We start from the raw sequence: 25,933 nt of genomic DNA on the forward strand, positions 1-25,933 counted from the left end.
GGCCAGACAGCGGAGCAGCTTCTCCTCGCCGACCCCGTCCTTCGAGTCCTTCCCGATGGCGGACCGAAGGGCGTCATCGAGCGATTCGCCCGTGGACAGGGCCGTTCGCACCTGCTCGGCCGCGGTGTCGTTCACGACCCCTTCGCGCGAAAGAATGGAGACGATGTCGTGCACTGTGGAATCTCCGCCGGACCCGAATAGACAACCCGATGGCGCCTTAATTTACCGTGAACGTGTTGAATTTACCCGCGCCCGGGCGTCCCGTTGCCTCACGCCCTCGCGGCCATGTCGCCGCCAAGGGTCGTTTATACCGAGCGAGAGACAATCACTAATGCCCAGTTTCCAGAGATGATGAAGAAAGCTAAAAGTCTGCCAAAGACCTCGCAACCACCAATTGGTAAGTTTGTTGATGCTTTTGATAAGCTTGGTGCCGATGGGAGCGAAGTCCTCTGTGTTACCATGATGGCTTCAATTTCTGGAACGGTGCATGCGGCCCAACAAGCGGCTGAACTCTCTAAGACTAAGGTTACGGTTTATGATTCTCAGACTACTGACCAAGGAATGGCTTTTCAGATTGTAGAAGCCGCTCAGGTTTTAGCGAAGGGCGGGACGGTTGCCGATGCCATCGCTAAAATGAAAGAGGTTTTAGCGAAGAGTAAACTGTATTTGGCAATTGACAATCTTAAGAACCTCGTGGCTGGTGGTCGGATCAGTAAATTTGCCGGAGCCCTTTCCAGCTTGCTTAATATTAAAGTGATGCTCCAGGTTTATGGTGGCCAGATTCACGTCATTATGAAGGGGCGGGGGACCAAATCTATTCACAGAGAATGGGACCAAATCTTAGCTAAAATGGCTAAGGGACCAAAGATTAAGGCCATTGGGATCTCACATGTTCAAGCAGACAAAGAGGTGGCTCGACTAAAGAAGGGCCTCACAAAAATTTATCCTGGAATCAAGATTATTGTCAGGGAAACAGTACCAATTATTGCTACCCATACTGGTCTAGGTGCTTGTTGCCTGTTGTATTACACAGAATAATAGGAAAAATAAAATGCGGTCAGCGATTATCCGGCCGCATTTTTGTTGAGGGGGAAATGGTATGCAAAAGAAGAGTTGGTGGATTGGTGCCCTGGTGGTAGTCATTCTCTTAGCGTTAGGAGGCGGCTGGTACCATTTTAGCCATCCAGCAACAATTGCTAAAACCCCTGTACAGGCGCCTCGTTACGTTGAAAAACGTCATGTTAAATTAGTAGCTTTAGGTGATTCCTTGACGCATGGCCAGGGGGATGAAACTAAACGAGGTGGTTATGTTGATATTATTAAACATAAGATTGAACACCACTATCGAAAAACGACGGTGACAACTGTCAACTACGGGGTGAGTGGTGACCGCTCTGATCAAATCTTAGCTCGCTTAAAGTCGCAAAAGCGGATCAGGGCCGACTTGCGGCATGCTGACGTGATCACCATGACCGTTGGTGGTAATGATCTAATGCAGCACCTTGAAGTCGATGCCTTGGATTCCCCCAACCAGATTGATCAGGATGTTAATCAATCGACTAAAACCTATCGAAAAAAGTTACATGCACTCTTTGATGCTGTGCGTCAGCAAAATCCCCGTGCCCCGATTTTTGTAATGAGTATTTATAATCCGTTTTATGCATATTTTCCAGATGTAACGACAATTAACAACGCGATCGTTAAGTGGAATCAAACTACTCGACAAGTAATGGGGACCTATCACCGAATGTATTTTGTCGATATTAATCACCTGATGTCCTATGGTCAGTATACAACCAAGGCTTCCCGGCAACGGCTGGTTAAGGCAGAAAAAAAGATTAATCGGGGGAAGATTAGTCAACAACGGGCAATTGAGGTAATGGATAATAAAGACCATAACCTCAATGACTATATTTCTACAGATGATAATTTTCATCCTAACCATCGTGGCTATGAACATATTGCTACTAAGCTTTTCCGTTCGATGTGTCATCATGATTCTTGGGAATATGTAAAGAGGTAATAACTAGATGAGAAAACAACGGACAATTAACTGGTGGAAATGGGCTTTCATTGTTCTATTGGCGATCGTTTTAATTGGTGGTGGAACTATTTTGTCCAAAGCAGTTGCCCCTACCCCGCAACCAGAATTAACGCGAACAACGGCTCCTAGTGACACGTCGGTGATGGTGGAGTTGAATCGTCGTCAGGTTAATGCTCTTTCGGCCAACTACCTGAATAAGTTTTTGAAGGGCCAAAAAGTTAAATACCATTTTATTGTTGGCAAGCGTTACGCAACCTTGGTAGGTGATACTAAATTCATGGGAGTTAAAATTCGTTTTTCTTTGAATTTTATTCCCGAGAAGACAAAGCAGGGAAATGTTTTGCTGCGGGCTAAAGGACTGGCAGTAGGACGTCTTAACCTACCACTCAAGTTTGTAATGGGCTATATTGCCAAAAACTATAATATTCCTAAGTGGGTCTCGATTGATGCTCAAAAGAAGACCATTTTGCTTGATTTAAATCGCTATAGTCAACACCGTTCATTAAAATATTCAGCCTCGGAAATTAATATGGGAACCGGACATTTTAAGTTTTTAATTACTGTGCCAATAAATAACAATTAGGGAGGAGAATAATAATGCGAGATAGTTTTTATCGCTACCTAATGACCCAACGCAATCCTGCGGGAGCTGATGAAATCCAGCAATTTGCTAACAACGCCTTTTTAGATAGTACTTTTCCCAAACAATCGACGGATTTTGAAGAAATCTCTAAATATTTAGAAGAAAATGCTGACTACTTACCGACGATGACCATTTTTGATAAGGCTTGGCAGCGTTACTTAGATGCAATGAATTAAGGGGGGGGATAACAATGGCAACAATTCAATGGTTCCCAGGACACATGGCTAAGGCATTACGGTAAATCCGTGAACAGATGCCATTAGTCGATATTGTTTTTGAATTAGTTGATGCGCGGGTGCCATATTCGTCACAGAATCCGGAGATTGCTTTAGCCGCTGGGGATAAACCGCGCTTATTGATTATGACGAAGACGGATTTAGCAGACCAAGGTCGTTTACGGGAATGGCTGACCTATTTTAAGCAACATGGACAACCGGTTTTAGCTTTGGATGCCCGAAAGCAAAATATTGCTAAAGTGGTTACTGCTAAAAGTAAGAAGCTTCTTCATGGCCGAATGTTGGCAGATCAGGCTAAAGGACTAAAGAAGCGACCAATTCGTGCGATGTGCGTTGGGGTACCCAATGTGGGGAAGTCAACTTTTCTCAATCATTTAGTAAAAAAGAACGTTGCTGCGACTGGCAACCGTCCTGGAGTAACAACTGGTCAGCAGTGGCTACGGTCTTCAGCGGATCTTGAGCTACTTGATACACCAGGGGTTTTGTGGCATAAATTTGCTAGTCAGAAGCAGGGTCAAATGTTAGCGCTCAGTGGAGCTATTAAGGATAGTCTTTACCCCAAGGACGATGTGGCCCTTTTTGCTCTTCGGTATTTACGAGCTCACCAACCAGCATTGTTGCAGAAACGGTATCGACTTAATGATGCCGATTTAGCTGAAACGGTTGGTAACCCTGACTTATTGTTGATTATTACTAAACAGATGGGCTTTCGTGATGACTATGACCGTGGTAGTGAGCGATTAATCTTTGACCTGCGGAAGGGGAAACTTGGCCCAATTACCATGGAAGTCCCTGCTGACCTGAATGAGGATGGCATCAATGAGTGAAACCGTTAGTCAAGTTAAGGCCCATCTTGCCCAAATCACTGACCCCGCTGATCCTTATATCCAACGTTTGCAAGAGGATACGCGCAAGGGAGTTCAACATGCTCTGATTCAACATGCTCGTCAGTTGCGGCGAAGAGCAGTAGCCTTAAAAGCCTTTCGGCATCGCTTTAAGTACGAACAGTCTTTGTGGGCACAAGGTTGTACCTATGTGGCAGGAATGGATGAGGTTGGCCGTGGCCCCTTGGCTGGTCCGGTCGTCACCTGTGCCGTTATCCTTGATCCATCATTTGATTTGGTAGGAGTAACAGATTCAAAGCAATTGACTCGCCACGAACGCGAACACCTATACCTACGGATCGTCAATGAAGCGGTTGAGGTTAGTATTGCCGTCAATGACCGAGAGACAATTGATCGTTTGAACATTTATGCAGCCACTCAAGACGCGATGATCCGGGCCGTTAGTCAGTTGCATCACCAGCCTAGCCACTTAATTGTGGATGCCGTGCCATTGAAAATTTCTATTCCCCAGACAACCCTGATTAAGGGCGATCAAAAGAGTATTAGTGTTGCCGCTGCCAGCATTGTGGCTAAGGAGTACCGAGATCATTTGATGCGTGATTATGACCGGGTTTATCCTGGTTATGGCTTTGCTCAAAATATGGGTTATGGGACTAAAGAACACCTCGCTGGCCTAGCAAAACATGGTGTGACACCGATTCATCGGCGATCATTTAGCCCTGTCCAAAAGTATTTGAAAAATTAATAGATAATTGATAAAAGTCTCGTACTTATTTAGCAGGAGGCTTTTTTATGTTATCAGCACGTGAATTTTTATTACGTTTAAGTTTGTGTCGGGGCTTAGGGCGGACAAGCAAATACCGCTTATGGGCCTATGTCCGCACCCATCATTATCATTATGACCTAGTTCACCCACCTGCAGACTGTCAACTCAGTGTTCGCGCACGAACCGCCCTAGAAAATAATTGGGCTAGTGCCGACTTAGACCGGGTGGTGGCCTTAAACAGTCACCGTCCCTTTATTAGTCTTGTTGATTCGGAATATCCATCCTTATTAAAAGAAACCTTTTGTCCACCCTTAGTACTTTTCTATACCGGTAATTTGAACTTGTTACAACGACCGGCAATTGGAATTGTAGGTGCCCGTGATGCCTCTCCTTATGGTACTAGAGTTCTTCGCGGATTTATTCCTGAGCTGGTCAAGCATCGTTTGGTAGTGGTGAGTGGCCTGGCACGCGGTATTGACGGTTTAAGCCATCAATTAACCCTCGACTATGGTGGATTGACGGTTGGTGTAATTGGCTGTGGATTAGATCGTTGTTATCCAGCTGAAAATCGATTTTTGCAGTCCCAAGTTGCTAAACATGGCCTAGTATTGACCGAATATGGTCTGGGAGAGCCACCCTTGGCATACCACTTTCCGGAAAGGAACAGGATTATTGCTGGTCTTTCTCAGACTCTCCTAGTAGTCGAGGCAAAGCGCCGCAGCGGAAGCTTGATCACCGCTAATTTAGCATTAGATGAAAATCGCAATGTTTGTGCGGTGCCGGGACGAATCGATACTCTTCGTTCCCTGGGATGTAACGAATTGATCGCCGCTGGAGCCAAGCCGATTCTTCGAGCTCAGGATTTATTAGATGAATTTAGTTAAAAATTAGTTAATTTGCGAAAAAGGCTTTTCAGATTTGACAGATAATGGTTTTATGGTCTAATAATAGAAGAGAAATTATTATCAAACGTGAGGAGCCTATTTTATGGCAACCAAAACAACTACAAGTAAAACTAAAAAAAGAACAACTAAGAGAAAAACTACTCGACGAGCAAAGCCGCGGAAGAAATTGGTGATTGTCGAATCACCATCCAAGGCGAAGACAATTGGTAAATTCCTGGGGCGTTCCTATAAAGTAGTTGCTAGTCTCGGTCATGTTCGTGATCTACCTAAAAGCCGGATGGGAGTTGATGTTAACAATAATTATCATCCGGATTATATTTCAATTCGTGGTAAGGGTGACGTGATCAAAGAGTTACGGAAGGATGCTAAGAATGCTAAAGCTGTTTACTTAGCATCGGACCCTGACCGAGAAGGAGAAGCAATTGCTTGGCATGTTTCCAATATTCTTAAACTAGATAATAAAGAAAAAAACCGAGTAACCTTTAATGAAATTACCAAGGACGCGGTTAAAGAAGCCTTTAAGGAACCGCGAACAATCAACATGGACCTTGTTGATGCCCAACAGGCGCGACGAGTGCTTGACCGCTTAGTAGGGTATTCGATTAGCCCTATTCTTTGGAAAAAGGTTAAAAAGGGCCTTAGCGCCGGTCGGGTTCAGTCGGTTACATTAAACTTGATCATTCAGCGTGAAAATGAAATTAAAAACTTCAAGCCAGAAGAATATTGGACGATTGAGGCCGAATTTAAGCATGGTCAGGACCAGTTTAAAGCCAGTTTCTATGGTGAAAATGGTAAAAAAGAGAAATTGCATAATAATGCTGATGTGCAAGCAGTTTTGAGTAAATTGGATAAGCGTAAGCATTTTGCCATTACCAAAGTTGCCCGACGAGAACGGCGACGGTTACCACAACCACCGTATACAACTTCAACAATGCAGCAAGATGCTAACCGGCGTTTAAAGTTCCGAACACGAAAAACAATGATGGCAGCTCAAATGCTTTATGAAGGAATTGACATTAAGCAAGGAGCCGCGGTCGGTTTGATTACCTATATGCGGACCGATTCCACTCGGATTGCCTCAATTGCTAAACATGAGGCTTCTAAATTTATTCATGAAAAGTACGGGGGAGAATTTGCCGCCGTCAAACCGGTTAAAGGAAAACTGCCTGAAGGAGCTCAGGATGCTCATGAAGCAATTCGACCAACCTCGGTTTACCGGACTCCGGCTAAGATGAAACCTTACCTGACCAATGATCAATATAAGCTTTATAGTTTAATTTGGTCACGATTCGTAGCTAGTCAAATGACAGCTCAAGTGGTCGACACGATGACCGTTGATCTGGAACAAAATAGCGTTGACTTCCGGGCTAATGGTTCAAAGGTAAAGTTTCCTGGCTTTACTAAGGTCTATCAACGAGGAGTCGAAAAAGATAATCTTTTGCCGGACCTTGATGAAGGTGATACTGCTAAGATGGTCAGTGATGATCCAGCTCAGCACTTTACTCAGCCACCGGCTCGTTATACCGAAGCAGCTTTAATTAAGACCTTGGAGCAGAACGGAGTTGGTCGTCCATCAACTTATGCCCCAACCTTGGATACGATCCAACGGCGATATTATGTTCGTTTGGTTTCTCGGCATTTTGAACCAACCGAATTAGGGGAAATTGTTAACCGAATTATCGAAAAACAATTTCCAGAGATTGTTAATGCTAAATTCACTGCTGACGTTGAAGGAGAACTTGATCAGGTTGAAGCTGGTAAGCGTAACTGGGTCAAGGTTGTTGATAGCTTTTACCAACCATTTTCTAAGGAAGTTAAAGCTGCCGAAGCTAAGGTTGATAAGATTCAAATGCGGGATGAATTAGCCGGGATGGATTGTGACATCTGTGGTGCTCCGATGGTTATCAAGATGGGGCGTTATGGTAAATTCTATGCCTGCTCTCGCTTCCCAAAGTGTCGAAATACTAAGGCAATTGTCAAGAATACAGGGGTAACTTGCCCAAAGTGTCATCTGGGAACAGTGGTTGAGCGTAAATCTAAGAAAAATCGGACGTTCTATGGCTGCTCTCGATATCCAGACTGTGACTTTGTCTCCTGGGATAAGCCAATTGGCCGAAATTGTCCTAAGGATGGTCATTTCTTGGTAGAGAAAAAAGTCAAGGGCGGTAGACAAGTCGTTTGTCCGAACGGCGACTACCAGGAAAATGTTCAAAAATAAAATTAATGAAATTTGAACGTGGTGATAGTGATTGTGAATTAAAGCAATTCTACTTTAATAAAAATAATTCCTCTGGAAATGTCAGGGGAATTACTTTAAATGATTAATTATTGAGTCAGCTTTTAAGCTGGCTTTTTTTACATATTATGTTGTTATTGCAATTGAGCTACGCCGCCATCGCCAATTTTGGTGTCATCATTTTGCCAAATCTCATCAACGTTGAATTTTAAGTTGTTAACGGTAAACTTCTTATTGGAAATCATATAGAGTGTCGCAGCGCGGTGTGATTTTGGAGCGACTTTTCCCGCACCAGCGCCGGTATCATAAACGTAGCTGTCAGCAGAACCGTTATCCTGAAATTCAGTACCATTGTCATCAGTGGGAGACCATAATGTACTGTCCGTATCAATAGGTTTGTCACCATTATTACGAATTTCATAATTGACGGTAACTTGGTAATAAGTGTGATTAAGAGAAGCGTAATTATCCATGTTATAGAGTGCATCATTGTTGGGTTTCTTCGGTTTAATCTTTTGTTCATATTTAATGTCTTTAATCTGAAATTGCAAGGGCCCAACAGCTGAGGTGGTCTTATTCAAGGTAATGAAACATGGTTTAACGGCTACCGGAAGATTCTTAGTTACGTGTCCATTATCACTTTTAGCAATAACGGTATATTTTCCGGCCTTATTAAATTGAATATTTACTTTGCCTGATGCAGTCTTTCGTGAATCTTGAATGTCATTCCCCTTGCTATCTTCAACTGTATACGTAGCATTTTTATTGGTTTTTAATCGGGTTGTTGCAACGTAATTGAGTGTCATCATTATTTTACTTTTGCTAAGTGTTGCCTTAAATACCTTTTCCCGTGCTGTCTTTAGTTCCGCAAGCGGTTAATCCGAAAATGATAAAGCAGGTTAGAAAAATAGACAAAAGAATTTTGCTGAGTTTCTTTGATTGCATGCTAGATCTCTCCTAATAGCTTTTAACGTCGATCACGTTTGGACGTCGTATTATTTAATTATTGTAAGCGCTACCATAAATTATACACATTTACTACCACTTGATCAATCTTATGGAGAAATTGATGAATGATCTAACATTTATGATAAATGTATTAGCTGGTAAAATTATGAAGTTAAATTTTACTAAATTTACTAACAAAATTAATTGAAAAGGTTTCCCTAATCTGCTATGGTGCGGTTAGGGCCTTTTTATTGGCATAGTGATAAACGCTTAACAATGGAGAGTGATCATGATGATCTTTTTGCACAATGACCAATTACAAGTTGAAGTTAATGAACTAGGAGCTCAATTACACAGTATTAAACGCCAAGGCAGCTTGCTTGAATACCTATGGCAGGGTGATAGTAAAAGTTGGGGTCGTCAAGCGCCAATTCTTTTTCCCTTTGTTGGTCGATTAAAGAATGATCAATATACTTTTGCAGGTAAGACTTATCATCAGACGCAGCATGGATTTGCCCGTGACCGTCGTTTTACTGTCGTTAAGCAGGAAAGCGATCGGGTCGTGTTTGAACAGCATGATGATGCTCAAACACGGGCAGCTTATCCTTTTGCTTTCCGTCTTTTCGTCATCATGGAATTGGTTGACGATCGAATTATGATTGATTACCGAGTTGAAAACCCGGCTACTAAACAAGCAATGCTTTATGCAATCGGTGCTCATCCAGGCTTTAATATGCCATTGACAGCTGGAGCAAAGTTTGATCAGTTACAGCTGACTGTCCAGCCAGTTGGTGAATATTCTCGAATCGTGTTACAAGGGCCTTATAATGACTCTAACCACCCCCAACTGATTGATATGAATAAACCATTGCGACTTAACCACGAGCTTTTTGCTCACGATGCTGTGATTTTCAAGACGGCCGGCAGTAATTTTGCGGCAACCCTGCATGATCCGGCTGGTAAACATGGGGTCACAGTCACGACACGAGGAACGCAGTACGTTGGTGTTTGGTCGGCTTATCCAGCTAAGGCTAACTTTGTCTGTGTTGAACCTTGGTGGGGAATTGCCGATAACGTGAATGCGGATGGCCAGTTACTCCATAAACAGGATCTTCATCGATTAGCACCAGGACAAACCGCCGATTATCGGTTTAGTATTCGCACATTTTAAAACCAAATTCCTGACAATTAAAAAGCCGTGATCATCGATTAACATGATCACGGCTTTAGTTATTTTTTGTTTTGGTGGCGTTGGCGAAGATAGTAACCTAGGCCAAAGTTAACCATTGATTCTTTGCCGGAAAAAATACGGCTGATGTTGCTACGGTGTCGATTAAGGACAACGAGGGTTAAGAAGCCGGCTACCAGGGTCAAAATCCAATCATGAATAAAAATGGCGATAATGAAAATAGAAGTAATGCCAATAATGCTGGCACAGCTAGCCATGCTGGTCAAAACTAAGGTTAAAATAAAAATCAGACAAGCAATGCCGAATAGTGGTGGATTGTAAGCCAGGAGGATTCCAGCACTAGTAGCGACAGCTTTACCACCATGAAAATGGTCAAAGATTGAAGCGGTGTGACCCAGTGAGGCAAAAAGACCGATCAACAAAGGGTTAACACTGGTACTGATTCCCCAGAAGTAAGGTTGGCAGGCTGCTAAAGTTCCCTTGAAGATGTCCATGAAGAGAACCACAACCCCAGCCTTAGGCCCCAAGGTTCGAAAAGTATTGGTGGTACCAATGTTGCCACTACCAAGTTGGCGAATATCCTTATGGTAGAAAAACCGTCCGATCCATAGTCCCGATGGAATTGAACCAAGCAGGTAGGCAACGACCACCATGACAATAATTTTTAGTGTCATTAAAAATTAACTCCTCACTAATAATTACGTAGGTGCCCATCAAGAATAGCATGAAAGAGAACATTGTGCTACCAGAAATTTTAGGTGATTTGCGAAATAAACTAGTTTTGCGTATTATTTTAATGGAATTGCATTTCTCGTTTGGCTACCAGTATTTGCGTTCAGCGGCGGGTAATGCTAAAATATTTTTATCGAACATAATCGAACATATGTTTTAATTAAACTGTAATTAATGGGAGGTCATTTTGTGACCACAAAGAAAGTGAAATATGATGATTCTTCTATCCAGGTTTTAAAAGGCTTGGAAGCGGTACGGAAACGGCCAGGAATGTATATTGGCTCAACTGATTCTCGGGGTCTCCACCACTTGGTGTATGAAATTGTTGATAACGCCGTTGATGAGGCTTTATCAGGGTATGGTGATGAGATCAGCGTGACGATTGAAGCCGACAATACAATCACGGTTCAAGATCATGGTCGGGGGATGCCCGTGGGAATGCATGCCTCTGGGAAGCCTACTCCGGAGGTCATCATGACGGTCCTGCATGCTGGCGGTAAGTTTGGTCAAGCTGATGGCTATAAGACTTCAGGTGGCTTACACGGGGTAGGTGCTTCGGTTGTAAATGCCTTGTCAACTCATCTGACCTTAACAATTGTTCGGGACCATGAGCGTTATCAGGAAATCTTTAAAAATGGCGGCCATCCAGTTGGCACCCTTAAAAAATTAGGGAAAACGAAGGCTGGAACCGGTACAACGGTATCATTTAAACCGGATCCTAAAATCTTTACAACCACGGTTTACGACTATAATACCCTTGCTAATCGGTTGCGTGAATCGGCTTTCCTGCTTAAGGGAATTAAGATTATTTTAACCGATAAACGACCGGGCCAGGAAAAGCAAGATGTTTTCCAATACAAAGATGGTATCCGGGAGTTCGTTGCTTATCTGAATGAAGGTAAAGATACCTTAGGAAAAATCCTTTACTTTGATGGCAAGCAAGATGGAGTTGAGGTAGAAGTTGCTGCCCAATATAATGATGGTTACTCTGAAAACCTGTTGTCCTTTGTTAACAACGTTCGGACGCCAGACGGTGGGACTCATGAAGCTGGTTTCCGTAGTGCCTGGACCAAGACTTTCAATGAATATGCTAAGAAGATTGGCTTAATCAAGCCCAACGGGAAAAATCTTGAGGGAAGCGACGTTCGGGAAGGATTGACGGCGGTGATTTCTGTCCGTATCCCAGAACGGTTACTTCAATTTGAAGGCCAGACCAAGGACAAGCTAGGAACCCCTGAAGCCCGGAAGATTGTTGATTCCATTGTTAGTGAACAATTAAATTATGCACTGATGGAAAACGGCGACTTTGCCCAAATGTTGATTAAGAAATCTCTTAAGGCTCGGGAAGCTCGGGAAGCGGCTCGTAAAGCTCGTAACCAGGCCCGTGGTGGTAAACGTCGTAGTAGAAAAGAACGGAACCTATCTGGCAAGTTGACACCAGCCCAGTCGAAAAATGCTAAGAAGAATGAGCTCTTCCTCGTCGAAGGTGATTCTGCCGGTGGCTCTGCTAAGCAAGGTCGGGACCGGAAATACCAAGCTATCCTGCCATTACGAGGAAAGGTACTCAATACGGAAAAGGCTAAGCTGGATGATGTCTTGAAAAATGAGGAACTCAATACCATTATCTATACGGTTGGTGCTGGTGCCGGTTCAGAATTCAAGGTTGAGGATTCTAACTATGATAAAATTATTATCATGACTGATGCCGATGATGATGGTGCCCATATTCAGATCTTGTTATTGACTTTCTTCTATAAGTACATGCGACCAATGATCGAAGCCGGCAAAGTTTATATTGCCTTGCCACCACTTTATCGTTTACAGCAGGGGCGCGGTGCTAAGACCAAGATTACCTATGCTTGGACTAACGAAGAGCTAACGAAACTCACTAAAAAGATGGGCAAAACCGCTCAATTGCAACGATTTAAGGGACTCGGTGAAATGAATGCCGACCAACTATGGGAAACAACCATGAATCCGGCTACCAGAACCTTGATCCGGGTCCGGATTGAAGATGCTGAATTGGCCGAACGTCGAGTCACTACCTTGATGGGTACTAAGGTTGAACCACGACGGAAATGGATTGAGCAAAATGTTCAGTTCACGCTTAGCGACGATCAAGAATCGGATCAATTGGTAGAAAATAAGGGTCAGTTAAGCAAGAGTCGGTAAACAACTGGTGGTCAGTAACCGCCAATGATAAAGTTATTTATTAATACAGGTGGGAAGCCAATGCCAGATGTTATATGCACACATTAGTTTCCCATTTTCATAGAAAGGATACGTTTTTGTGAAAAGCGCGAAAATTGAGACCATGTCACTCGAACAGATCATGGGTGACCGTTTTGGTCGTTATTCAAAATCAATTATTCAGGAACGGGCTTTACCTGATATTCGGGATGGCCTGAAGCCAGTACAGCGGCGAATCCTTTTTGCGATGAACAAGGATGGCAACACTTATAACAGAGGCTTTCGTAAGTCTGCTAAGTCAGTTGGGAACGTTATGGGTAATTTCCATCCCCATGGTGATAGCTCTATTTATGAAGCCCTAGTTCGTCTTAGCCAAGATTGGAAACTACGGGAACCGTTAATCGAAATGCACGGTAATAATGGTTCCATGGATGGTGATCCGGCGGCAGCCATGCGGTATACCGAGGCTCGTTTGAGTAAGATTGCCGGTTTGATGTTGGAAGATATCGATAAGGATACCGTTGAAATGACCTTGAATTTTGATGATACCGAAAAAGAACCAACTGTCCTGCCAGCTCGCTTTCCTAATTTGCTAGTCAATGGTGCCACCGGGATTTCTGCGGGTTATGCTACCGAAATTCCTACCCATAACTTAGCCGAGGTATTAAATGCTTTAATTTATTTGGTAGACCATCCTGAGGCCGACCTAGACAAACTGATGGAATTCATTCCAGGCCCTGATTTCCCAACCGGTGGAATTATTCAAGGAATAGATGGCATTAAAAAAGCTTACACAACTGGGCGAGGTCGAATTGTGGTTCGTGCCAAGACTAGCATTGAAACCTTGCGTGGTGGTCGTCAGCAAATTAATGTTACCGAAATTCCGTATGAGGTTAACAAAGCTCAATTGGTTAAGCGGATCAATGATTTGCGATTAGCTAAAAAGGTTGAAGGAATTGCCGAAGCCCGTGACGAAACGGACCGTAGTGGATTACGGATTGCCATTGAGTTGAAACGAGGGGCCGATGCTACCGGTATTCTTAACTATCTTCTAAAAAATACCGACCTTCAAATCAACTATAATTTCAATATGGTAGCCATTGATGACCAACGACCAATGCGGGTTGGCCTTAAGCAGATTTTAACTTCTTATTTGACCTTTCAAAAACAAGTCATTCGTCGTCGGACCCATTTTAATCTTCAGAAGGCCCAACACCGGTTACACATTGTTGAGGGACTGATTAAGGCTCTTTCGATGCTTGATAAGGTTATCAAGACGATCCGTTCCAGTAAAAATCGTCAGGGCGCCAAGCGTAACCTGGTTGACCAGTATGCCTTTACGCCAGAACAGGCTGAGGCGATCGTGACCTTGCAACTCTATCGTCTGACTAATACTGATGTGACTGCTTTGCAAAATGAACAAGCACAATTAAACCGGCAAATTAGCCGATTCCAACTGATCCTAAACAGTGATCATGAGCTGGCCAACGTCTTGAAAAAAGAGATGCGAGCGGTTAAAAAAGAGTTCGGCAATCCCCGGCGAACCAAGATTGAGAACCAGGTAGAAAAGCTTAAAATTGATACTAAGGTTACCGTGGCCGATGAAGACGTGGTTGTTCTGGTATCCCATGCCGGTTACATTAAGCGTAGTAGCTTGCGTTCGTTTAAGGCCTCAGCAATTGATGAAAATGGCCTGCGAGAAGACGATTATCCATTACTTATTCAGGAAACTAATACCTTGTCCCACCTCTTTATGTTTACCAATCTTGGCCACGTTATTTATCGACCAGTTCATGAGATTGCTGATGTCCGCTGGAAGGATACCGGCGAACATATTTCACAGACGATTGGTCTAGCCGAGAATGAAAAGATCATCAAGGCAATGATTTTTGATAAACTCGACCTCCCAGGTACCTTGATCATGGGGACTAGTGACGGCCAAGTTAAGCAGTCGGCCTTTAAAGACTACCAGCCAGGTTCACGTTATAAGAGTCATGCCAGTGTGGCAATTAAGCTTAAGTCACCAGAGGCTCGACTAGTTAATGTCATCTACTATGAGCCAGCCAATAAAGACCAATCCTTACTGGCTATCAGTCGGGATGGTTATGCGGTACGGTTTGATGTAGCGGATGTTCCAGTAACCGGAATTCGGACGGCTGGAGTTCGTGCCATTAATCTTAAAGAGAATGATGTGATGGTGAACCTGGCCTCAGTTACGGCTGGTCAGCGGATTGCGACGATTACCCAACGGGGAGCCTTTAAGGAAATGCCTCTTGACGAAATTGCTGTTGGTGCCCGGTCACGACGGGGTGAATTGGTTCTACATCGTCTGAAGCGACACCCGCACCGGATTGCTGATTTTCTGGCTTACAATGCTGACTTTGCTGGGAGCTTTGAAGTCATTACCGACCGACCACAGCTCCAAGATATTGCGGTTGCGGACCACCACCTAGGTTCTATTAAATCTAATGGAACCTTTGTAATTGATACCGATACACAAGGTACACCTGTTGCTATCCGAATTAAGCAAAGCCATGTGTTGAAGCTAACAAAGGAAAAACAACCGGCAACTAATTGACCATTAATGATTGGAATGAGGAATAATAATGGGAAAGATAGTTACCCCAGATGTGTTACGGCTACCCCGTTATGAAAAATTACCGACTTTGGGATTGTATTTAGATCAGGTTGCTGATTACATTAATAATCGCCTGGCACCATTAGGAGATGTTCATTTAACTACAACGATGATTAGTGCGTATGTCAAACATCACCTACTACCGCGCCCAATCAAACGACAGTATGGTCGGGACCATTTGGCTAAATTAATTTTTATTGCGGCTGCTAAGAACATCCTGTCATTAGCGACGTTACGGGTAGCTGTTCAGATTCAAGAGGAGAGTCACGCTACTCCTGCACAGTCTTACGATTGCTTTTGTGATGAACTGGAAAATGCTTATTTAGTAGCTAACCACCAGCCAAAGCGTTTAATAGTCAAAGCGCGGACTGACCAACAACGAGTATTGCATTCTTTAGCTTTAGCGATTGCCTATCATGCGGTGGTTGATCGTTACTTTCATGCTATTAGTGCAGATTTATAAGGAGAAATTTAATGGCTTATATTCAAGAAATTCGTAGTTTAGTGGGACACCGTCCGTTAATTTTAACTAGTGCTTCTGGCGCCTTGTTTAATGACCAGGGAGCGGTTCTCTTGCAGGAACGAGCTGACACCGGTGACTGGAGTTTTCCCGGTGGCTATATGGAATATGGTGAAACTTTTGCGCAAACTGCGGCGCGTGAAGTCAAAGAAGATGCTGGAATCGCGGTGACCCCGGTAAAGTTACTGGGAATGTTTGACCATGACTTTTATACTTATCCTAATGGTGATCGGGTTCAACCGGTTAATGCCTTTTACTTGGTTAAACGAACAGGAGAAAAAACGCAGCAACCCAAGCCTAGTGAAACGGTCAGGCTTCAATATTTCGCACTAAATCAACCACCGCGCTTTTTCAGCCATCAACAACTAAAAATGTGGACGACCCTTCAAAAATTTGTTGCAAAACGTGAATCTTAAACAAAGCCCTGCACGGGTTGAGTGTTTCATGCTAAAATGATTAAGAGCGATTGGTTCACGCACGGAACTAATTGGTGCAAAATGTGAACAAACAGGAGGAATCTGTTATGGAAAAAGAATTAGTCTTTGGACACCAAAAGCCTGATACTGATGCCATCACGGCGGCAATGGCTTTCTCATACTTCCAGAATCAATTGGGTTATGAAACCGAAGCGGTTGCCTTAGGTGAACCTAATGATGAAACTAAGTATGCTTTGAATAAGTTTGGAATGAAGGCTCCCCGGGTTGTCAAGACCGTTGCTAACGAAGTTGATAAAGTAATGCTGGTTGACCACAACGAGCCTCAACAGAGTGTCAGCGATATCGATAAGGTAACGGTTACCCACCTGGTTGATCACCACCGTTTGGCAAACTTCAACACTGCTCAGCCATTATGGGCAACCTTACGTCCTTATGGCTGTGTCAGCACTATTTTAACCGAGATGTTCCAGCAAAAGCATATTGATATTCCTGCTAACTTGGCGGGGATGATGCTTTCCGCTATCATTTCTGATACCCTGTTGTTAAATTCGCCAACAACGACTGACCATGATCGCGAGGCCGTTAAGTACCTGGCTAAGGTGGCTGGCGTCGATGATTATAAGAAATACGGTATTGAAATGCTAAAGGCCGGTGCCAACGTTGATGAAAAGTCTGATGCTGACATTGTTGATGGTGATGCCAAGACCTTTGAATTAGGCGGCACTAAGATGCGGATCGGCCAAGTTAATGCCGTAGACCTGGATGACGTCTTCAAGCGGCAAGCCGACTTGGAAAAGAAGATGCACGAATTAATGGATGCTAATGGCTACAAGCTCTTTATCCTGATTGCTACGAACATTTTGAATAGTGACTCTGAACTGCTGGTTGTTGGCGACCACACCGACAAGGTTGAAGCAGCCTTTGGTCACAAGCTGAACGATCAAAAGCGGATGAACCTGCCAGGAGTCGTTTCACGGAAGAAGCAAGTGGTTCCACCATTGACGAAGGCTTTTGAAGGTTAATTGAATTAAAAAGGGCAACGTCGCGTATCACGATGTTGCCCTTTTATTTTAAAATTTGCTGACCTGGTCGGTTAAATGTGTCATAATTTAATTAAATTAACCTAGAGTAATTATTATTGACAAAAAATCAACGAGGGGGATTTAATATGCGTAAACCGTTTATTGCCGCTAACTGGAAGATGCATAAGTCGGTGGCAGAGTCGATTAAATTTGTTAATGCCATCAAGGGGAAGCTGCCGGATCCAAATAAAGTTGAAGTGGGGATTGCTCCCCAGGCTTTTTCTCTCTATCCGATGAAGGAAGCGGCTGGCGAGCCTGGCTTGAAGATTATCGCTCAAAACGCCGCAGCGGAATATTCGGGTCCCTATACTGGTGAATTAAGTCTCCGTGGCCTTCATGATTTGGGGGCCGAGTATGCCATGTTAGGACATATTGAGCGTCGTCGCCTTTTTGGTGAAAATAATGCTGCAGTTAACCGGAAAGTTAAAGCAGCTCTGCAGATTGGGGTAACCCCGATCATTTGTACCGATGAAACGATGGTTCAAAAAGAAGTTAATGGGGAGATTCACTATGTCTTTCAGCAATTAATGAGTGTTCTCCATGGTGTTTCCTTAGATCAAATTCGGCGAGTCGTGATTTCTTACGAACCGAGCTGGGCAGTGGGTGTTGGTCAGCATGCTAATGCCACCCTGGCTGAGGAGGGCTGTCGAATGATTCGACGGACGATTGCTGATAACTATACCTATGAAATTGCTGACAAGATTCGTATCCTATATGGTGGAAGTGTCAATCCGGACAACATCAAAGAAATCATGTCGAAGCCTGATATCGATGGGGTTTTGATTGGTCGAGCTAGCCTGGACGTTGATAATTTTCTCAAAATGGTTAATTATGCGCAAAAAGAGGAGGCTCAATTAACTCAACAGGAAACTAAAAAAAAGAATAATTAGTGAGAAGGCTTTCTGTTCTATGTAAAATCGTAGGGCACAAGCCTTTTTTAGAAAGTAAAAGTAGTATTAATTTACTTTAACTAAAGAACAAAAAAACAACATCCCTCATCAGGATGCCATTTTATTTTTAACTTACCATTATTTACTAAGTTTATGCGGAGTAACGTAAAGGGTCTTTTGTCCACGAAAAGTAACAAATCCCGGTTTGGCACCGCTTGGTTTATGAAGACGCTTGACTGGTAAATAATCAACGGGAACGTTATCCGAATTTCGGCCCTTTGAAAAGTAGGCAGCTAATTGCGCCGCTTCAAGAATCGTTTGTTCACTCGGGTTAGTTGACCGGATGACAACGTGAGAACCGGGAATGTCTTTTACGTGTAACCAGATTTCGTTTTTGTTGGCAATTTTGAAACTAAGCCGATCATTTTGCATATTGTTTTTACCAACCATTACTAGCGTACCATCGCTGGTATGAAATTGTTCTGGTTTACTGGCCCGGACTTTACGTCGTTTCTTACCTTTATGGTGCTTAGTCTTGATATACCCCTGTTGCTGAAGCTCCAGCCGAATTTCTTGAATATCAGAAGGCGAGGCAAGTTCAATTTGATTTTGAATATTTTCAAAGTAAGCAATCTCATCCTTAGTCAACTTCATTTGTTCATTGACATGGGCCACCGAGGCTTTAAGCTTATCATATCTAGTAAAGTATTTCTGAGCATTCCGTGACGGTGAAAGTTCAGGGGCCAATTTGATTTTGAGTGGCTTATTATCATCATAGAAGTTTGGCAGGGTGATCTCTTTCATCCCTGGGGTTAACTTGCTTAGGTAAGTGGTTAGAATTTCACCACGAATTCGGTAGCGATCAGCTGCTGCCGCATCGGCAAGTTGATGATTAAATTTTTTAACCTTGCGCCGGTCCTTTTTCAGCTCATTTTTAATAACTTTGATTACCTGACCAGCTAATTCTTTGGAACGGTCTTGTTGAGCCTTTTGAGCATAATAATTATCCAGCATTTCGGAAAGAGTTGGGAAAAATTGAATATCGTCATCGTGGGCATTAAGTGGTGGAAATGCTAGGAAAGATTTCCGCTTACCATCAATAATTACTGGCTCTGGTGAATTAAAGTGTTGGATAAATTGCTGGTAGGTGGTTGGCAGATGGTCACTAGCTAGTAAACGATTAGCAAGATCCCGAGAAGTATCAGTGCCAAGGCCTTCATAGCCCTGTTGAAGCTGGTGAGCCAGTTCATGAGGATCTTGGTATTGGCGGACCAGATCAGAATAGAGTTGGTTTGGCAGGTAGGGATTGCGCTTATCCTGCTTAGGTGGCATAACAAATGTGGCTCCGGGTAAGAGTAAGCGAACCCGGTTTTGGTCAGAACCAACGTGTTTGATCGTATCAATGATCTTCCCCGTCTTCTGGTTAACTAGAGAGATGTTACTGTGGCGAGCCATGATTTCACTGATCAAAATTAGGTGTTGACTGTCACCAAGTTCATCGCGAGTATCGAAGGTCAATTTGACGATTCGATCATTGCCAATCTGCTTAATAGAACTAAGAATGGCCCCCTCCAGGTATTTACGCATCGTCATCGTAAAATTGGTTGGTACCGCCGGGTTATTATAGGGAATTGTAGTAATTTGAATCCGTGGATAGGATGGATTGGCTGATAATAAGAGGGCGTGGTTATGCCGATGGGCGCGAATTGTAATGATCAGCTCGGCTGGATAGGGTTGACTGACTTTGGCTACGCGTCCAGTGGTTAAAGTTTGATTTAATTCATGCACCATTGCATGGGTAAAGAAACCATCAAAAGACATGCATAGTACTCCTTTCTTACGTTAAAATTCAAGCGTTACCTATTATACCGTTGTTCTGCACGGCCAAACAAGTTTCAAGCCTTGTTCAGTGAAAGAAGGTTGGTTTATACTAGGGGATGTGGTATGCTTCTTATATTATACTGGTATTTAATACTACTTATTCCGCAATTATTCATAATTATAAAAGCTAACAAAACTAACATATTGGGGGACGATAAAATGAAAATTGCTGTTGTGACTGACAGCACGGCCTACCTAACGCCAGCAGAGGTGGCTGCTAATCACATCCATGTTGTACCGATCCCGTTTGTTGTGGACGGTAAGAGCTTCCGCGAAGGTGTTGATATAACAACTGAGGAATTTTATCACTTGTTAAAGACATCGAATACCTTCCCAAGTACTTCCCAGCCATCAATTGGTGAGATGATGAAGCTTTACCAGAAACTGGCTGATGAAGGATATGATGCCGTTATTAGTATTCACCTCACTAGTTCAATTTCCGGTTTTTTAAACACCATCAACCAGATTGCCGAAGATATGAAAGATACGATTAAGATTGTGCCTTTCGATAGCCATATTACTGTTAAGCTGATGGGCTACTTGGCAATTGAAGCTGCGAAGATGGTGCAGCATGGGGATGACCTTGATACCATCATTGCCAAATTGACTAAGCTACGCGATACGATTAATGAAGTCTTCGTGGTTGATGATTTACAAAACTTAGTCCGGGGTGGACGGTTGTCTAATGCCTCTGCATTTGTGGGTTCAATTTTGAAGATTAAACCCTTGTTGAGTTTTCATAATGAACACCACGCTATTGAAGCCTTTGAAAAGGTACGGTCGATGAAAAAAGCTAAGTTACGGTGTGAAGAGATCTTTAAGGCTGATTTAGCTAAAATTGATTATCCGGTCCGGGGACTGGTCTTTCATGCTAATGCCCCGGAAGCTGGTCAGAAATGGTTGACTAAGCTACAAAATGATTTCCCAGAGATCAACTTTGAACTTGACTACTTCGGCCCAGTAGTTGGTACCCACTTAGGGCAGGGAGCCTTAGCATTGGCTTGGATGCAAGACACCACAAAGAAGCCTTTAGAATGAGGAAGACAGTTAAAAACGTGGCCACCGTAATTATTGCGGTGGCCTTAATGCTCATTATTGCGGCTATTAGTCCACAAATTATCTTGCCGACAGGCAGTTTAGTTGCCCCACTCGCGGGAATTATAGGAATCAGTGCACTCCTAACACTTGGTATCCCGTTAGCAATCTTAATTATAGTGATTGGCTTAGTAATTATGTACCTTCAAGGAACGGCTAATGATGAAGTGTTCGTTACGATCCTGGTGACTTTAATTGTTGTGGCCTGGTTACGTAATCGACAGTCCAGCCCAGTTAGTCACCAACAGTTAATTTTATTTGGTATTGTGGCTGGGATATTAACCTTTGTCTTGATGGAACTAAGCCTCTTAGTAGCCGGTTGGTTTTTCGACGGTCAGTGGTCAACCGGTTTGGCCTTTGTCCGTCTTGGACTATCATCAAGTGTTTTAGCAGCCTTGCTGTATGGTATCCTGGTGGCTCCGATAACGATTGCTTGGCGAAAATTGAATCAAATTATTTCTTAGAACTAATTAAAGGGCCAGGAGGCTTTCCCCTGGCCCTTTAACCTTGCCATCTTATTTTTTGGCGTGCCACTCAGCTTTGAACTCGTTCAAAAAATCAATCATCACTCGTTGTCGGTGCTCAGCAATTCGACGAGCAGTTGGTGTTTGTAACATTTCTTTGAGGCGGAGTAGCTTTTCAGTGAAGTGGTTGATGATCGTTTCATCCTTTAGGTTCCGATATTCCTTCCGGTCCATCTTTTGACGAGGTTGAATAGCCGGATCGTAAATTTTTTCCTGGTGGCGACCACCATAATAAATTGCGCGGGTAATTCCGATAGCACCGATCGCATCCAGCCAGTCGGCATCCCGAACAACTTTGGCTACTGGGGAGAGATGGAGTGGAGTATTGTCGAGGGTATGGGCAAAGGAAATATTGCTGATGGTATCCATGATTGTTTTAATTTGTTCAGTGGAAAAACTATTCTGTTTTAGGTAGGACCGCAATTCATTCTTGGCAGTTGCAACGTCGTTTACTAGTTTCTCGTCGATTGTGTCATGTAAGTAAGCAGCAACTACCGGTAAGAATGGATCTAGTCCTTCACCATGGGCCAATTTGCGGGCCATCCGGACGACACGATTGATATGGTCCATGCCGTGACCAGTCTTATCGGCGCCTAGCTTGGCGATGGTATAATTTTTAACCGCGACAATTTGTTCTTCTTGATTCATGATGAGCCTCCATTACGAAAGTTAACCAAGTATCTTGCTTCCAAAATTGCTATAATTAATAGGAATGATTGGAGGAGGTACTGGTGAACTTACTGTTTTCTATTGATGATAATTATACTACCCAACTGGAAACTGTCTTGTTGTCAATTCGACTTAATACAAGGCCGGCAAAGATCAATGTTTACGTAATCCAGGAACAGCCGTTGCAAAAAACCGCCGAATTACGGCGAGTTTGTCAGAATTTAAAAATGACTTACCACCCGGTAATGGTTAAAAACGAGATGTTTGCACAAGCACCGGTAACCGATCGCTACCCAACAACGATCTACTATCGCCTATTAGCTCACAAGCTCCTGCCGGAAGACTTACACAAGATTCTTTATCTCGATGCCGATGTCCTTTGCATTAATGACTTAACCAGTCTTTATGACACTGATCTCGATGGCTATCTCTATGCCTCCGCTATCCATACTGGTTTAACCAACACCACCGAGGTTATCAATAAGATTCGTTTGCAAAATTTTGATGCTGATGGCTATTATAATTCTGGGGTTCTTCTAATGAATTTGGATACTATCCGTCGTCATGTCCAACCCCAGGACATTTTTGCCTATATTCGTAAACACGTTCTCCTTTTGCCGGATCAAGACGTCTTAAATGCTCTCTATGGCAAGTACATTAAATCCGTTCCGGATGAGCTTTATAATTTTGATACCCGAAACGGCCGAATCTATGAAACAATTTCTTTTGGTGAGTGGACTCTGGATTGGGTAGTCAAGCATACCGTTATCCTTCATTATTGTGGCCGGGAGAAGCCTTGGTTGGTTAATAAGAACAGTGGCCACTATACTGCTTTATATAAACACTATTGGCGGTTAGCACAACGCTTAGCGCAGAATAAGTTAATACTATAATTATTTCAAAACTAGTTGGTCACCAGCTAGGAAGCTTTTCTGAAACTTGGCGAGGGGATGAAAGTAAACCTTGCCAAATTCGTCAATTAGGCCGTGAAAATCTTGAGCCATGGCGGGTGTAAAATCATCCGGTAGGGTTACTAATCGAGCAAGTTGTTGGTAGGAACGCAGACCTTTAATTCCTAGCAAGGTAAAGAGAGTCCGGGTATATTTGTCGGCAATCAGAGTTGGTACATCAAAAACGTAGGTCAGTAATACGTCAGCGGTCTCTGGACCAACTCCCCGGAGCTTGAGAAGCCGGGACCGTAACTGGATACCATATTTTCCTTGAATAGCGGGATAGTTGTAATTGAACTGCTGTAGCCAAGAAAAGACGCTGATCAAAGCCCGACTTTTATTGTGAAAAAAGCCGGCAGGCCGGACCAAATCATGTAATTTTTCTATTGGAAGGGCCAAAAGCCTTTCTGGATCTAATTGGGTTGCCTGCCGCAAACCAGTAAGTGCCTGGTCGGCGTTACGCCAATTGGTATTTTGAATCAAGATGGCACCAATGATGATTTCAGCTTTGGAATCGGCCGGCCACCATCCAGAAGGGCCCATCTGGTCAAGCATTTTCTGGTAAAGCTGAGTGATAGTTAATTGCATCTGATTCAATCCTTTCAACATTATTTTACAAAAAAGGCGGGATCAACTGTTTGACAATAGTTGATCCCTTATTAGTCCTAATTATTTGGCCCAGAAGAACTTGATGAGCAATTGGTTAACCTGTGGATTATGGTGAAGCAGTTCATGTTTAGCCTGGGAACCAGTAATCTTCTTTTCGGCGTAGGACCGAGTCCGGTTATTCAACAAGTACTTCAGCGACTTACTAGAGGTGTTGCTGACCTGGCTATCATCGCCGCTGCCTAGGTCACCATAAATATTGAGTACCCGGACTTGCCGAGGATAGGAATGTCGCAGCGGCAAAAGTTTACGATAAGTATCATTCATCGCGGACGGTTGACCGGTCTTAGCATTGACGGTTAAATGGTCCGGTTCGTTCCAACCGATTGCCCCGTCAAAGGTACCAGCCAAGGCAACTTGCTTTTGCAACTGGGGTAATTTCTTATTTTGGGCGTTATTAAGAAGGTAGTACATGACCGCCATGTTGCCCATTGAATGCGCTTCAATATTCATTTTTTTGAAGTGATATGTGTCCTGAAGTTTAACGATCACGTTTTTGACCCATTGTCCTTGAAGATCATAGTCAGAATTGCGACTATTTTCAAAGTTGACTTCTACTAATGGGTTAACAGCATTATGGGGGATCCGACCTTCCAGCTGGACTTGACCGTCGGCACCAACATTGGCAACGATGGCAGTCTTGCTGACTCCAGCTGCCATGATTCCGTTGACCATGTACTGTTCAGCATGGGCGGAACTTCCAAAACCGTGAAAGAACAAAGTTGGGGTAGTTGAATGGACATAGTGGTTTGACAATGTCTGAGCATGGACCGTACTAATTGGTAATAAGAATAAGAGTAAAGCAACAATTAGGCCGCCTAATAATGATGCAAAACGATGTTTCATGAAATAAAAGCCTTCTTTAAATTTTCATTACTGCTATCATAACATTATCTATGAGGATGCAGTGATTATTCTGAGATCTTTTTGCTTGCCCATTGAAGGCAGAACATGATACATTATTAAAGTCCTATCTTGGATAGATAAAATAGTAAAGGGATGATTAATCAATGCAGATTAAACAAGCGACAATGAACAACCTGGATCAGATCCTCGAAATCCTTCGTGACGGCCGTGATCAGTTAGCTTCACAAGGGATCGATCAATGGCAGGGTGATAAACCAAATGTTGAACACGTCAAGGCAGATATTAACCACGGCTTGGTTCATGCAGCTACGCCATATCTTGGTGTTATTAAGCAAAAGTTTTGTTCATACTTCTACCCATCTGTTTCTAAGCGAATACTTTAATTAGTAATAACCAAAATCAACAGGAAATTTAAAATTAAGCATTTAGGAGAATTGCTTCTAGGTGCTCTTTTTATATTTTACTGTTAGCTCTATCGCCGTTCGCGCCGTCGATCAGCGAATCGATCGCGGCGCGCGCAGTCTCCCACGGCATCGCGCGCGACGGCTTGCCGAAATCGCCGCCGTGCGCATAGCAATAGCCGCACCCCATGTTGCACGCCTGCGCGACGGCGAGCGGCGTGACGCCCGCCTTCTTGAGCTTCGCCAGGTCGTCCATCCACGCCGAGAGGTCCGAGTACGTGGCGTCGGGGTCGATCCCCGCGTCGGTGAGCACCTGCCGGTTGGACCACACCACGTTGGCCCGGTGGATGTTCGACGGGATCGAGTACCGGGGCGACAGTCAGCAGGCCGTCGAGGAGCTGGCCGCGTACGGCGGGGTGCCGGTCTTCAACGGGCTCACCGACGACTGGCACCCCACCCAGATGCTCGCCGACGTGCTCACCATGACCGAGCACTGCGCCAAGCCGCTGAACGAGATCGCCTTCGCCTACCTCGGTGACGCCCGCTTCAACATGGGCAACTCCTACCTGGTCACCGCCG

General features: G+C 43.7%; 24 protein-coding genes and 4 pseudogenes. 21 read left to right on the forward strand and 7 right to left on the reverse strand.

Translation table 11 applies throughout. The annotated features are described in order from the left end of the window. Positions 1 to 303: 303 nt before the first annotated feature. The 8 genes and pseudogenes from ACEYV4_RS04410 to topA form a co-directional block, all read left to right on the forward strand. Positions 304 to 1,038: pseudogene (locus tag ACEYV4_RS04410) on the forward strand (DegV family protein); the annotation flags it as partial. Positions 1,039 to 1,099: 61 nt separating this feature from the next. Then, positions 1,100 to 2,023 carry an SGNH/GDSL hydrolase family protein gene (locus ACEYV4_RS04415; RefSeq protein WP_373842198.1) on the forward strand — a complete coding sequence of 308 codons (924 nt, stop codon included), beginning with the start codon at positions 1,100 to 1,102 and terminating at the stop codon, positions 2,021 to 2,023. A gap of 7 nt (positions 2,024 to 2,030) precedes the next feature. Beyond that, entirely contained in the window at positions 2,031 to 2,627 is a 597-nt protein-coding gene (locus tag ACEYV4_RS04420) for a YpmS family protein (protein ID WP_373842199.1), read from the forward strand. Positions 2,628 to 2,641: 14 nt separating this feature from the next. Beyond that, on the forward strand, positions 2,642 to 2,863 hold the full coding sequence (locus tag ACEYV4_RS04425; protein ID WP_373842200.1) for a YozE family protein: 222 nt from the start codon (positions 2,642 to 2,644) through the stop codon (positions 2,861 to 2,863). Between the two features lie 77 nt (positions 2,864 to 2,940). Next, on the forward strand, positions 2,941 to 3,750 hold the full coding sequence (gene ylqF, locus ACEYV4_RS04430) for a ribosome biogenesis GTPase YlqF (protein WP_373842201.1): 810 nt from the start codon (positions 2,941 to 2,943) through the stop codon (positions 3,748 to 3,750). Beyond that, positions 3,743 to 4,513 carry a ribonuclease HII gene (locus tag ACEYV4_RS04435; protein WP_373842202.1) on the forward strand — a complete coding sequence of 257 codons (771 nt, stop codon included), beginning with the start codon at positions 3,743 to 3,745 and terminating at the stop codon, positions 4,511 to 4,513. The genes ylqF and ACEYV4_RS04435 overlap by 8 nt, the downstream gene beginning before the upstream one ends. Positions 4,514 to 4,560: 47 nt before the next feature. Beyond that, the gene (dprA, locus tag ACEYV4_RS04440; RefSeq protein ID WP_373842203.1) at positions 4,561 to 5,418 is read left to right on the forward strand and encodes a DNA-processing protein DprA; all 858 of its coding nucleotides are present in this window, start codon (positions 4,561 to 4,563) and stop codon (positions 5,416 to 5,418) included. A 103-nt stretch (positions 5,419 to 5,521) separates the two neighbouring features. Beyond that, the gene (topA, locus tag ACEYV4_RS04445; RefSeq protein ID WP_373842204.1) at positions 5,522 to 7,657 is read left to right on the forward strand and encodes a type I DNA topoisomerase; all 2,136 of its coding nucleotides are present in this window, start codon (positions 5,522 to 5,524) and stop codon (positions 7,655 to 7,657) included. A 152-nt stretch (positions 7,658 to 7,809) separates the two neighbouring features. On the opposite strand, the gene ACEYV4_RS04450 is transcribed toward topA, so the two are convergent. Continuing rightward, positions 7,810 to 8,484 carry a hypothetical protein gene (locus tag ACEYV4_RS04450; RefSeq protein ID WP_373842205.1) on the reverse strand — a complete coding sequence of 225 codons (675 nt, stop codon included), beginning with the start codon at positions 8,482 to 8,484 and terminating at the stop codon, positions 7,810 to 7,812. A gap of 431 nt (positions 8,485 to 8,915) precedes the next feature. Here ACEYV4_RS04450 and ACEYV4_RS04455 point away from each other — a divergent pair, with 431 nt between their 5' ends. Then, a complete protein-coding gene (locus ACEYV4_RS04455) occupies positions 8,916 to 9,794 on the forward strand; it encodes an aldose 1-epimerase family protein (RefSeq protein ID WP_373842221.1) in 879 nt (292 codons plus the stop codon). 59 nt (positions 9,795 to 9,853) lie between these two features. Here ACEYV4_RS04455 and plsY read toward each other — a convergent pair whose 3' ends face one another. Beyond that, positions 9,854 to 10,486, reverse strand: a complete 633-nt coding sequence (plsY, locus tag ACEYV4_RS04460; protein ID WP_373842206.1) for a glycerol-3-phosphate 1-O-acyltransferase PlsY — start codon at positions 10,484 to 10,486, stop codon at positions 9,854 to 9,856. Positions 10,487 to 10,718: 232 nt separating this feature from the next. On the opposite strand from plsY, the gene parE reads away from it, so the two are divergent. From parE to tpiA, 6 genes are all read left to right on the forward strand, one after another. Further along, the gene (gene parE, locus ACEYV4_RS04465; RefSeq protein WP_373842207.1) at positions 10,719 to 12,716 is read left to right on the forward strand and encodes a DNA topoisomerase IV subunit B; all 1,998 of its coding nucleotides are present in this window, start codon (positions 10,719 to 10,721) and stop codon (positions 12,714 to 12,716) included. A gap of 118 nt (positions 12,717 to 12,834) precedes the next feature. Further along, positions 12,835 to 15,312 (forward strand): DNA topoisomerase IV subunit A, encoded by a 2,478-nt coding sequence (gene parC / locus ACEYV4_RS04470; protein ID WP_373842208.1) that lies wholly within the window; start codon positions 12,835 to 12,837, stop codon positions 15,310 to 15,312. Between the two features lie 28 nt (positions 15,313 to 15,340). Beyond that, positions 15,341 to 15,835 carry a DUF1836 domain-containing protein gene (locus ACEYV4_RS04475; RefSeq protein WP_373842209.1) on the forward strand — a complete coding sequence of 165 codons (495 nt, stop codon included), beginning with the start codon at positions 15,341 to 15,343 and terminating at the stop codon, positions 15,833 to 15,835. Positions 15,836 to 15,846: 11 nt separating this feature from the next. Beyond that, entirely contained in the window at positions 15,847 to 16,308 is a 462-nt protein-coding gene (locus tag ACEYV4_RS04480; RefSeq protein WP_373842210.1) for an NUDIX hydrolase, read from the forward strand. A gap of 107 nt (positions 16,309 to 16,415) precedes the next feature. Beyond that, on the forward strand, positions 16,416 to 17,351 hold the full coding sequence (locus tag ACEYV4_RS04485; protein WP_373842211.1) for a manganese-dependent inorganic pyrophosphatase: 936 nt from the start codon (positions 16,416 to 16,418) through the stop codon (positions 17,349 to 17,351). A gap of 146 nt (positions 17,352 to 17,497) precedes the next feature. Continuing rightward, positions 17,498 to 18,301 carry a triose-phosphate isomerase gene (gene tpiA / locus ACEYV4_RS04490; protein WP_373842212.1) on the forward strand — a complete coding sequence of 268 codons (804 nt, stop codon included), beginning with the start codon at positions 17,498 to 17,500 and terminating at the stop codon, positions 18,299 to 18,301. Positions 18,302 to 18,439: 138 nt separating this feature from the next. Here the strand turns inward: tpiA and ACEYV4_RS04495 are convergent, their stop codons facing one another. Continuing rightward, positions 18,440 to 20,122 (reverse strand): NFACT RNA binding domain-containing protein, encoded by a 1,683-nt coding sequence (locus ACEYV4_RS04495; RefSeq protein WP_373842213.1) that lies wholly within the window; start codon positions 20,120 to 20,122, stop codon positions 18,440 to 18,442. 219 nt (positions 20,123 to 20,341) lie between these two features. On the opposite strand from ACEYV4_RS04495, the gene ACEYV4_RS04500 reads away from it, so the two are divergent. Next, on the forward strand, positions 20,342 to 21,220 hold the full coding sequence (locus ACEYV4_RS04500) for a DegV family protein (RefSeq protein ID WP_373842214.1): 879 nt from the start codon (positions 20,342 to 20,344) through the stop codon (positions 21,218 to 21,220). Beyond that, the gene (locus ACEYV4_RS04505) at positions 21,217 to 21,741 is read left to right on the forward strand and encodes a hypothetical protein (RefSeq protein WP_373842215.1); all 525 of its coding nucleotides are present in this window, start codon (positions 21,217 to 21,219) and stop codon (positions 21,739 to 21,741) included. The genes ACEYV4_RS04500 and ACEYV4_RS04505 overlap by 4 nt, the downstream gene beginning before the upstream one ends. 51 nt (positions 21,742 to 21,792) lie before the next feature. Here ACEYV4_RS04505 and ACEYV4_RS04510 read toward each other — a convergent pair whose 3' ends face one another. Then, a complete protein-coding gene (locus tag ACEYV4_RS04510; protein WP_373842216.1) occupies positions 21,793 to 22,449 on the reverse strand; it encodes an HD domain-containing protein in 657 nt (218 codons plus the stop codon). 83 nt (positions 22,450 to 22,532) lie between these two features. On the opposite strand from ACEYV4_RS04510, the gene ACEYV4_RS04515 reads away from it, so the two are divergent. Next, positions 22,533 to 23,363 carry a glycosyltransferase family 8 protein gene (locus ACEYV4_RS04515; protein WP_373842217.1) on the forward strand — a complete coding sequence of 277 codons (831 nt, stop codon included), beginning with the start codon at positions 22,533 to 22,535 and terminating at the stop codon, positions 23,361 to 23,363. Here the strand turns inward: ACEYV4_RS04515 and ACEYV4_RS04520 are convergent, their stop codons facing one another. Beyond that, a complete protein-coding gene (locus ACEYV4_RS04520; protein WP_373842218.1) occupies positions 23,364 to 24,008 on the reverse strand; it encodes an endonuclease III domain-containing protein in 645 nt (214 codons plus the stop codon). It abuts the gene before it with no gap. An 81-nt stretch (positions 24,009 to 24,089) separates the two neighbouring features. Next, positions 24,090 to 24,932, reverse strand: a complete 843-nt coding sequence (locus ACEYV4_RS04525) for an alpha/beta hydrolase (protein WP_373842219.1) — start codon at positions 24,930 to 24,932, stop codon at positions 24,090 to 24,092. Between the two features lie 164 nt (positions 24,933 to 25,096). On the opposite strand from ACEYV4_RS04525, the pseudogene ACEYV4_RS04530 reads away from it, so the two are divergent. Both ACEYV4_RS04530 and ACEYV4_RS04535 read left to right on the forward strand, forming a co-directional pair. Further along, positions 25,097 to 25,255 (forward strand): annotated as a pseudogene (locus tag ACEYV4_RS04530) (GNAT family N-acetyltransferase); the annotation flags it as partial. Beyond that, positions 25,238 to 25,336 (forward strand): annotated as a pseudogene (locus ACEYV4_RS04535) (hydrolase); the annotation flags it as partial. The pseudogenes ACEYV4_RS04530 and ACEYV4_RS04535, both read left to right, overlap by 18 nt. Before the next feature lie 70 nt (positions 25,337 to 25,406). Here the strand turns inward: ACEYV4_RS04535 and ACEYV4_RS04540 are convergent. After that, entirely contained in the window at positions 25,407 to 25,667 is a 261-nt protein-coding gene (locus ACEYV4_RS04540; RefSeq protein WP_373842220.1) for a hypothetical protein, read from the reverse strand. A gap of 34 nt (positions 25,668 to 25,701) precedes the next feature. Between ACEYV4_RS04540 and ACEYV4_RS04545 the strand changes: the two are divergent. Next, positions 25,702 to 25,933, forward strand: a pseudogene (locus ACEYV4_RS04545) (ornithine carbamoyltransferase subunit F); the annotation flags it as partial.

Origin of the sequence: Limosilactobacillus sp. (genome assembly GCF_041859915.1) — a bacterium.
In the GTDB taxonomy this organism is placed as follows: Bacteria; Bacillota; Bacilli; order Lactobacillales; family Lactobacillaceae; genus Limosilactobacillus.

Coding starts and splice junctions, on each gene's coding strand:
- ACEYV4_RS04415 (WP_373842198.1), top strand. CDS start 1,100: ATGCAAAAGAAGAGTTGGTGGATTGGTGCCCTGGTGGTAGTCATTCTC.
- ACEYV4_RS04420 (WP_373842199.1), top strand. CDS start 2,031: ATGAGAAAACAACGGACAATTAACTGGTGGAAATGGGCTTTCATTGTT.
- ACEYV4_RS04425 (WP_373842200.1), top strand. CDS start 2,642: ATGCGAGATAGTTTTTATCGCTACCTAATGACCCAACGCAATCCTGCG.
- ylqF (WP_373842201.1), top strand. CDS start 2,941: ATGCCATTAGTCGATATTGTTTTTGAATTAGTTGATGCGCGGGTGCCA.
- ACEYV4_RS04435 (WP_373842202.1), top strand. CDS start 3,743: ATGAGTGAAACCGTTAGTCAAGTTAAGGCCCATCTTGCCCAAATCACT.
- dprA (WP_373842203.1), top strand. CDS start 4,561: ATGTTATCAGCACGTGAATTTTTATTACGTTTAAGTTTGTGTCGGGGC.
- topA (WP_373842204.1), top strand. CDS start 5,522: ATGGCAACCAAAACAACTACAAGTAAAACTAAAAAAAGAACAACTAAG.
- ACEYV4_RS04450 (WP_373842205.1), bottom strand. CDS start 8,484: ATGATGACACTCAATTACGTTGCAACAACCCGATTAAAAACCAATAAA.
- ACEYV4_RS04455 (WP_373842221.1), top strand. CDS start 8,916: ATGATCTTTTTGCACAATGACCAATTACAAGTTGAAGTTAATGAACTA.
- plsY (WP_373842206.1), bottom strand. CDS start 10,486: ATGACACTAAAAATTATTGTCATGGTGGTCGTTGCCTACCTGCTTGGT.
- parE (WP_373842207.1), top strand. CDS start 10,719: ATGGGAGGTCATTTTGTGACCACAAAGAAAGTGAAATATGATGATTCT.
- ACEYV4_RS04475 (WP_373842209.1), top strand. CDS start 15,341: ATGGGAAAGATAGTTACCCCAGATGTGTTACGGCTACCCCGTTATGAA.
- ACEYV4_RS04480 (WP_373842210.1), top strand. CDS start 15,847: ATGGCTTATATTCAAGAAATTCGTAGTTTAGTGGGACACCGTCCGTTA.
- ACEYV4_RS04485 (WP_373842211.1), top strand. CDS start 16,416: ATGGAAAAAGAATTAGTCTTTGGACACCAAAAGCCTGATACTGATGCC.
- tpiA (WP_373842212.1), top strand. CDS start 17,498: ATGCGTAAACCGTTTATTGCCGCTAACTGGAAGATGCATAAGTCGGTG.
- ACEYV4_RS04495 (WP_373842213.1), bottom strand. CDS start 20,122: ATGTCTTTTGATGGTTTCTTTACCCATGCAATGGTGCATGAATTAAAT.
- ACEYV4_RS04500 (WP_373842214.1), top strand. CDS start 20,342: ATGAAAATTGCTGTTGTGACTGACAGCACGGCCTACCTAACGCCAGCA.
- ACEYV4_RS04505 (WP_373842215.1), top strand. CDS start 21,217: ATGAGGAAGACAGTTAAAAACGTGGCCACCGTAATTATTGCGGTGGCC.
- ACEYV4_RS04510 (WP_373842216.1), bottom strand. CDS start 22,449: ATGAATCAAGAAGAACAAATTGTCGCGGTTAAAAATTATACCATCGCC.
- ACEYV4_RS04520 (WP_373842218.1), bottom strand. CDS start 24,008: ATGCAATTAACTATCACTCAGCTTTACCAGAAAATGCTTGACCAGATG.
- ACEYV4_RS04525 (WP_373842219.1), bottom strand. CDS start 24,932: ATGAAACATCGTTTTGCATCATTATTAGGCGGCCTAATTGTTGCTTTA.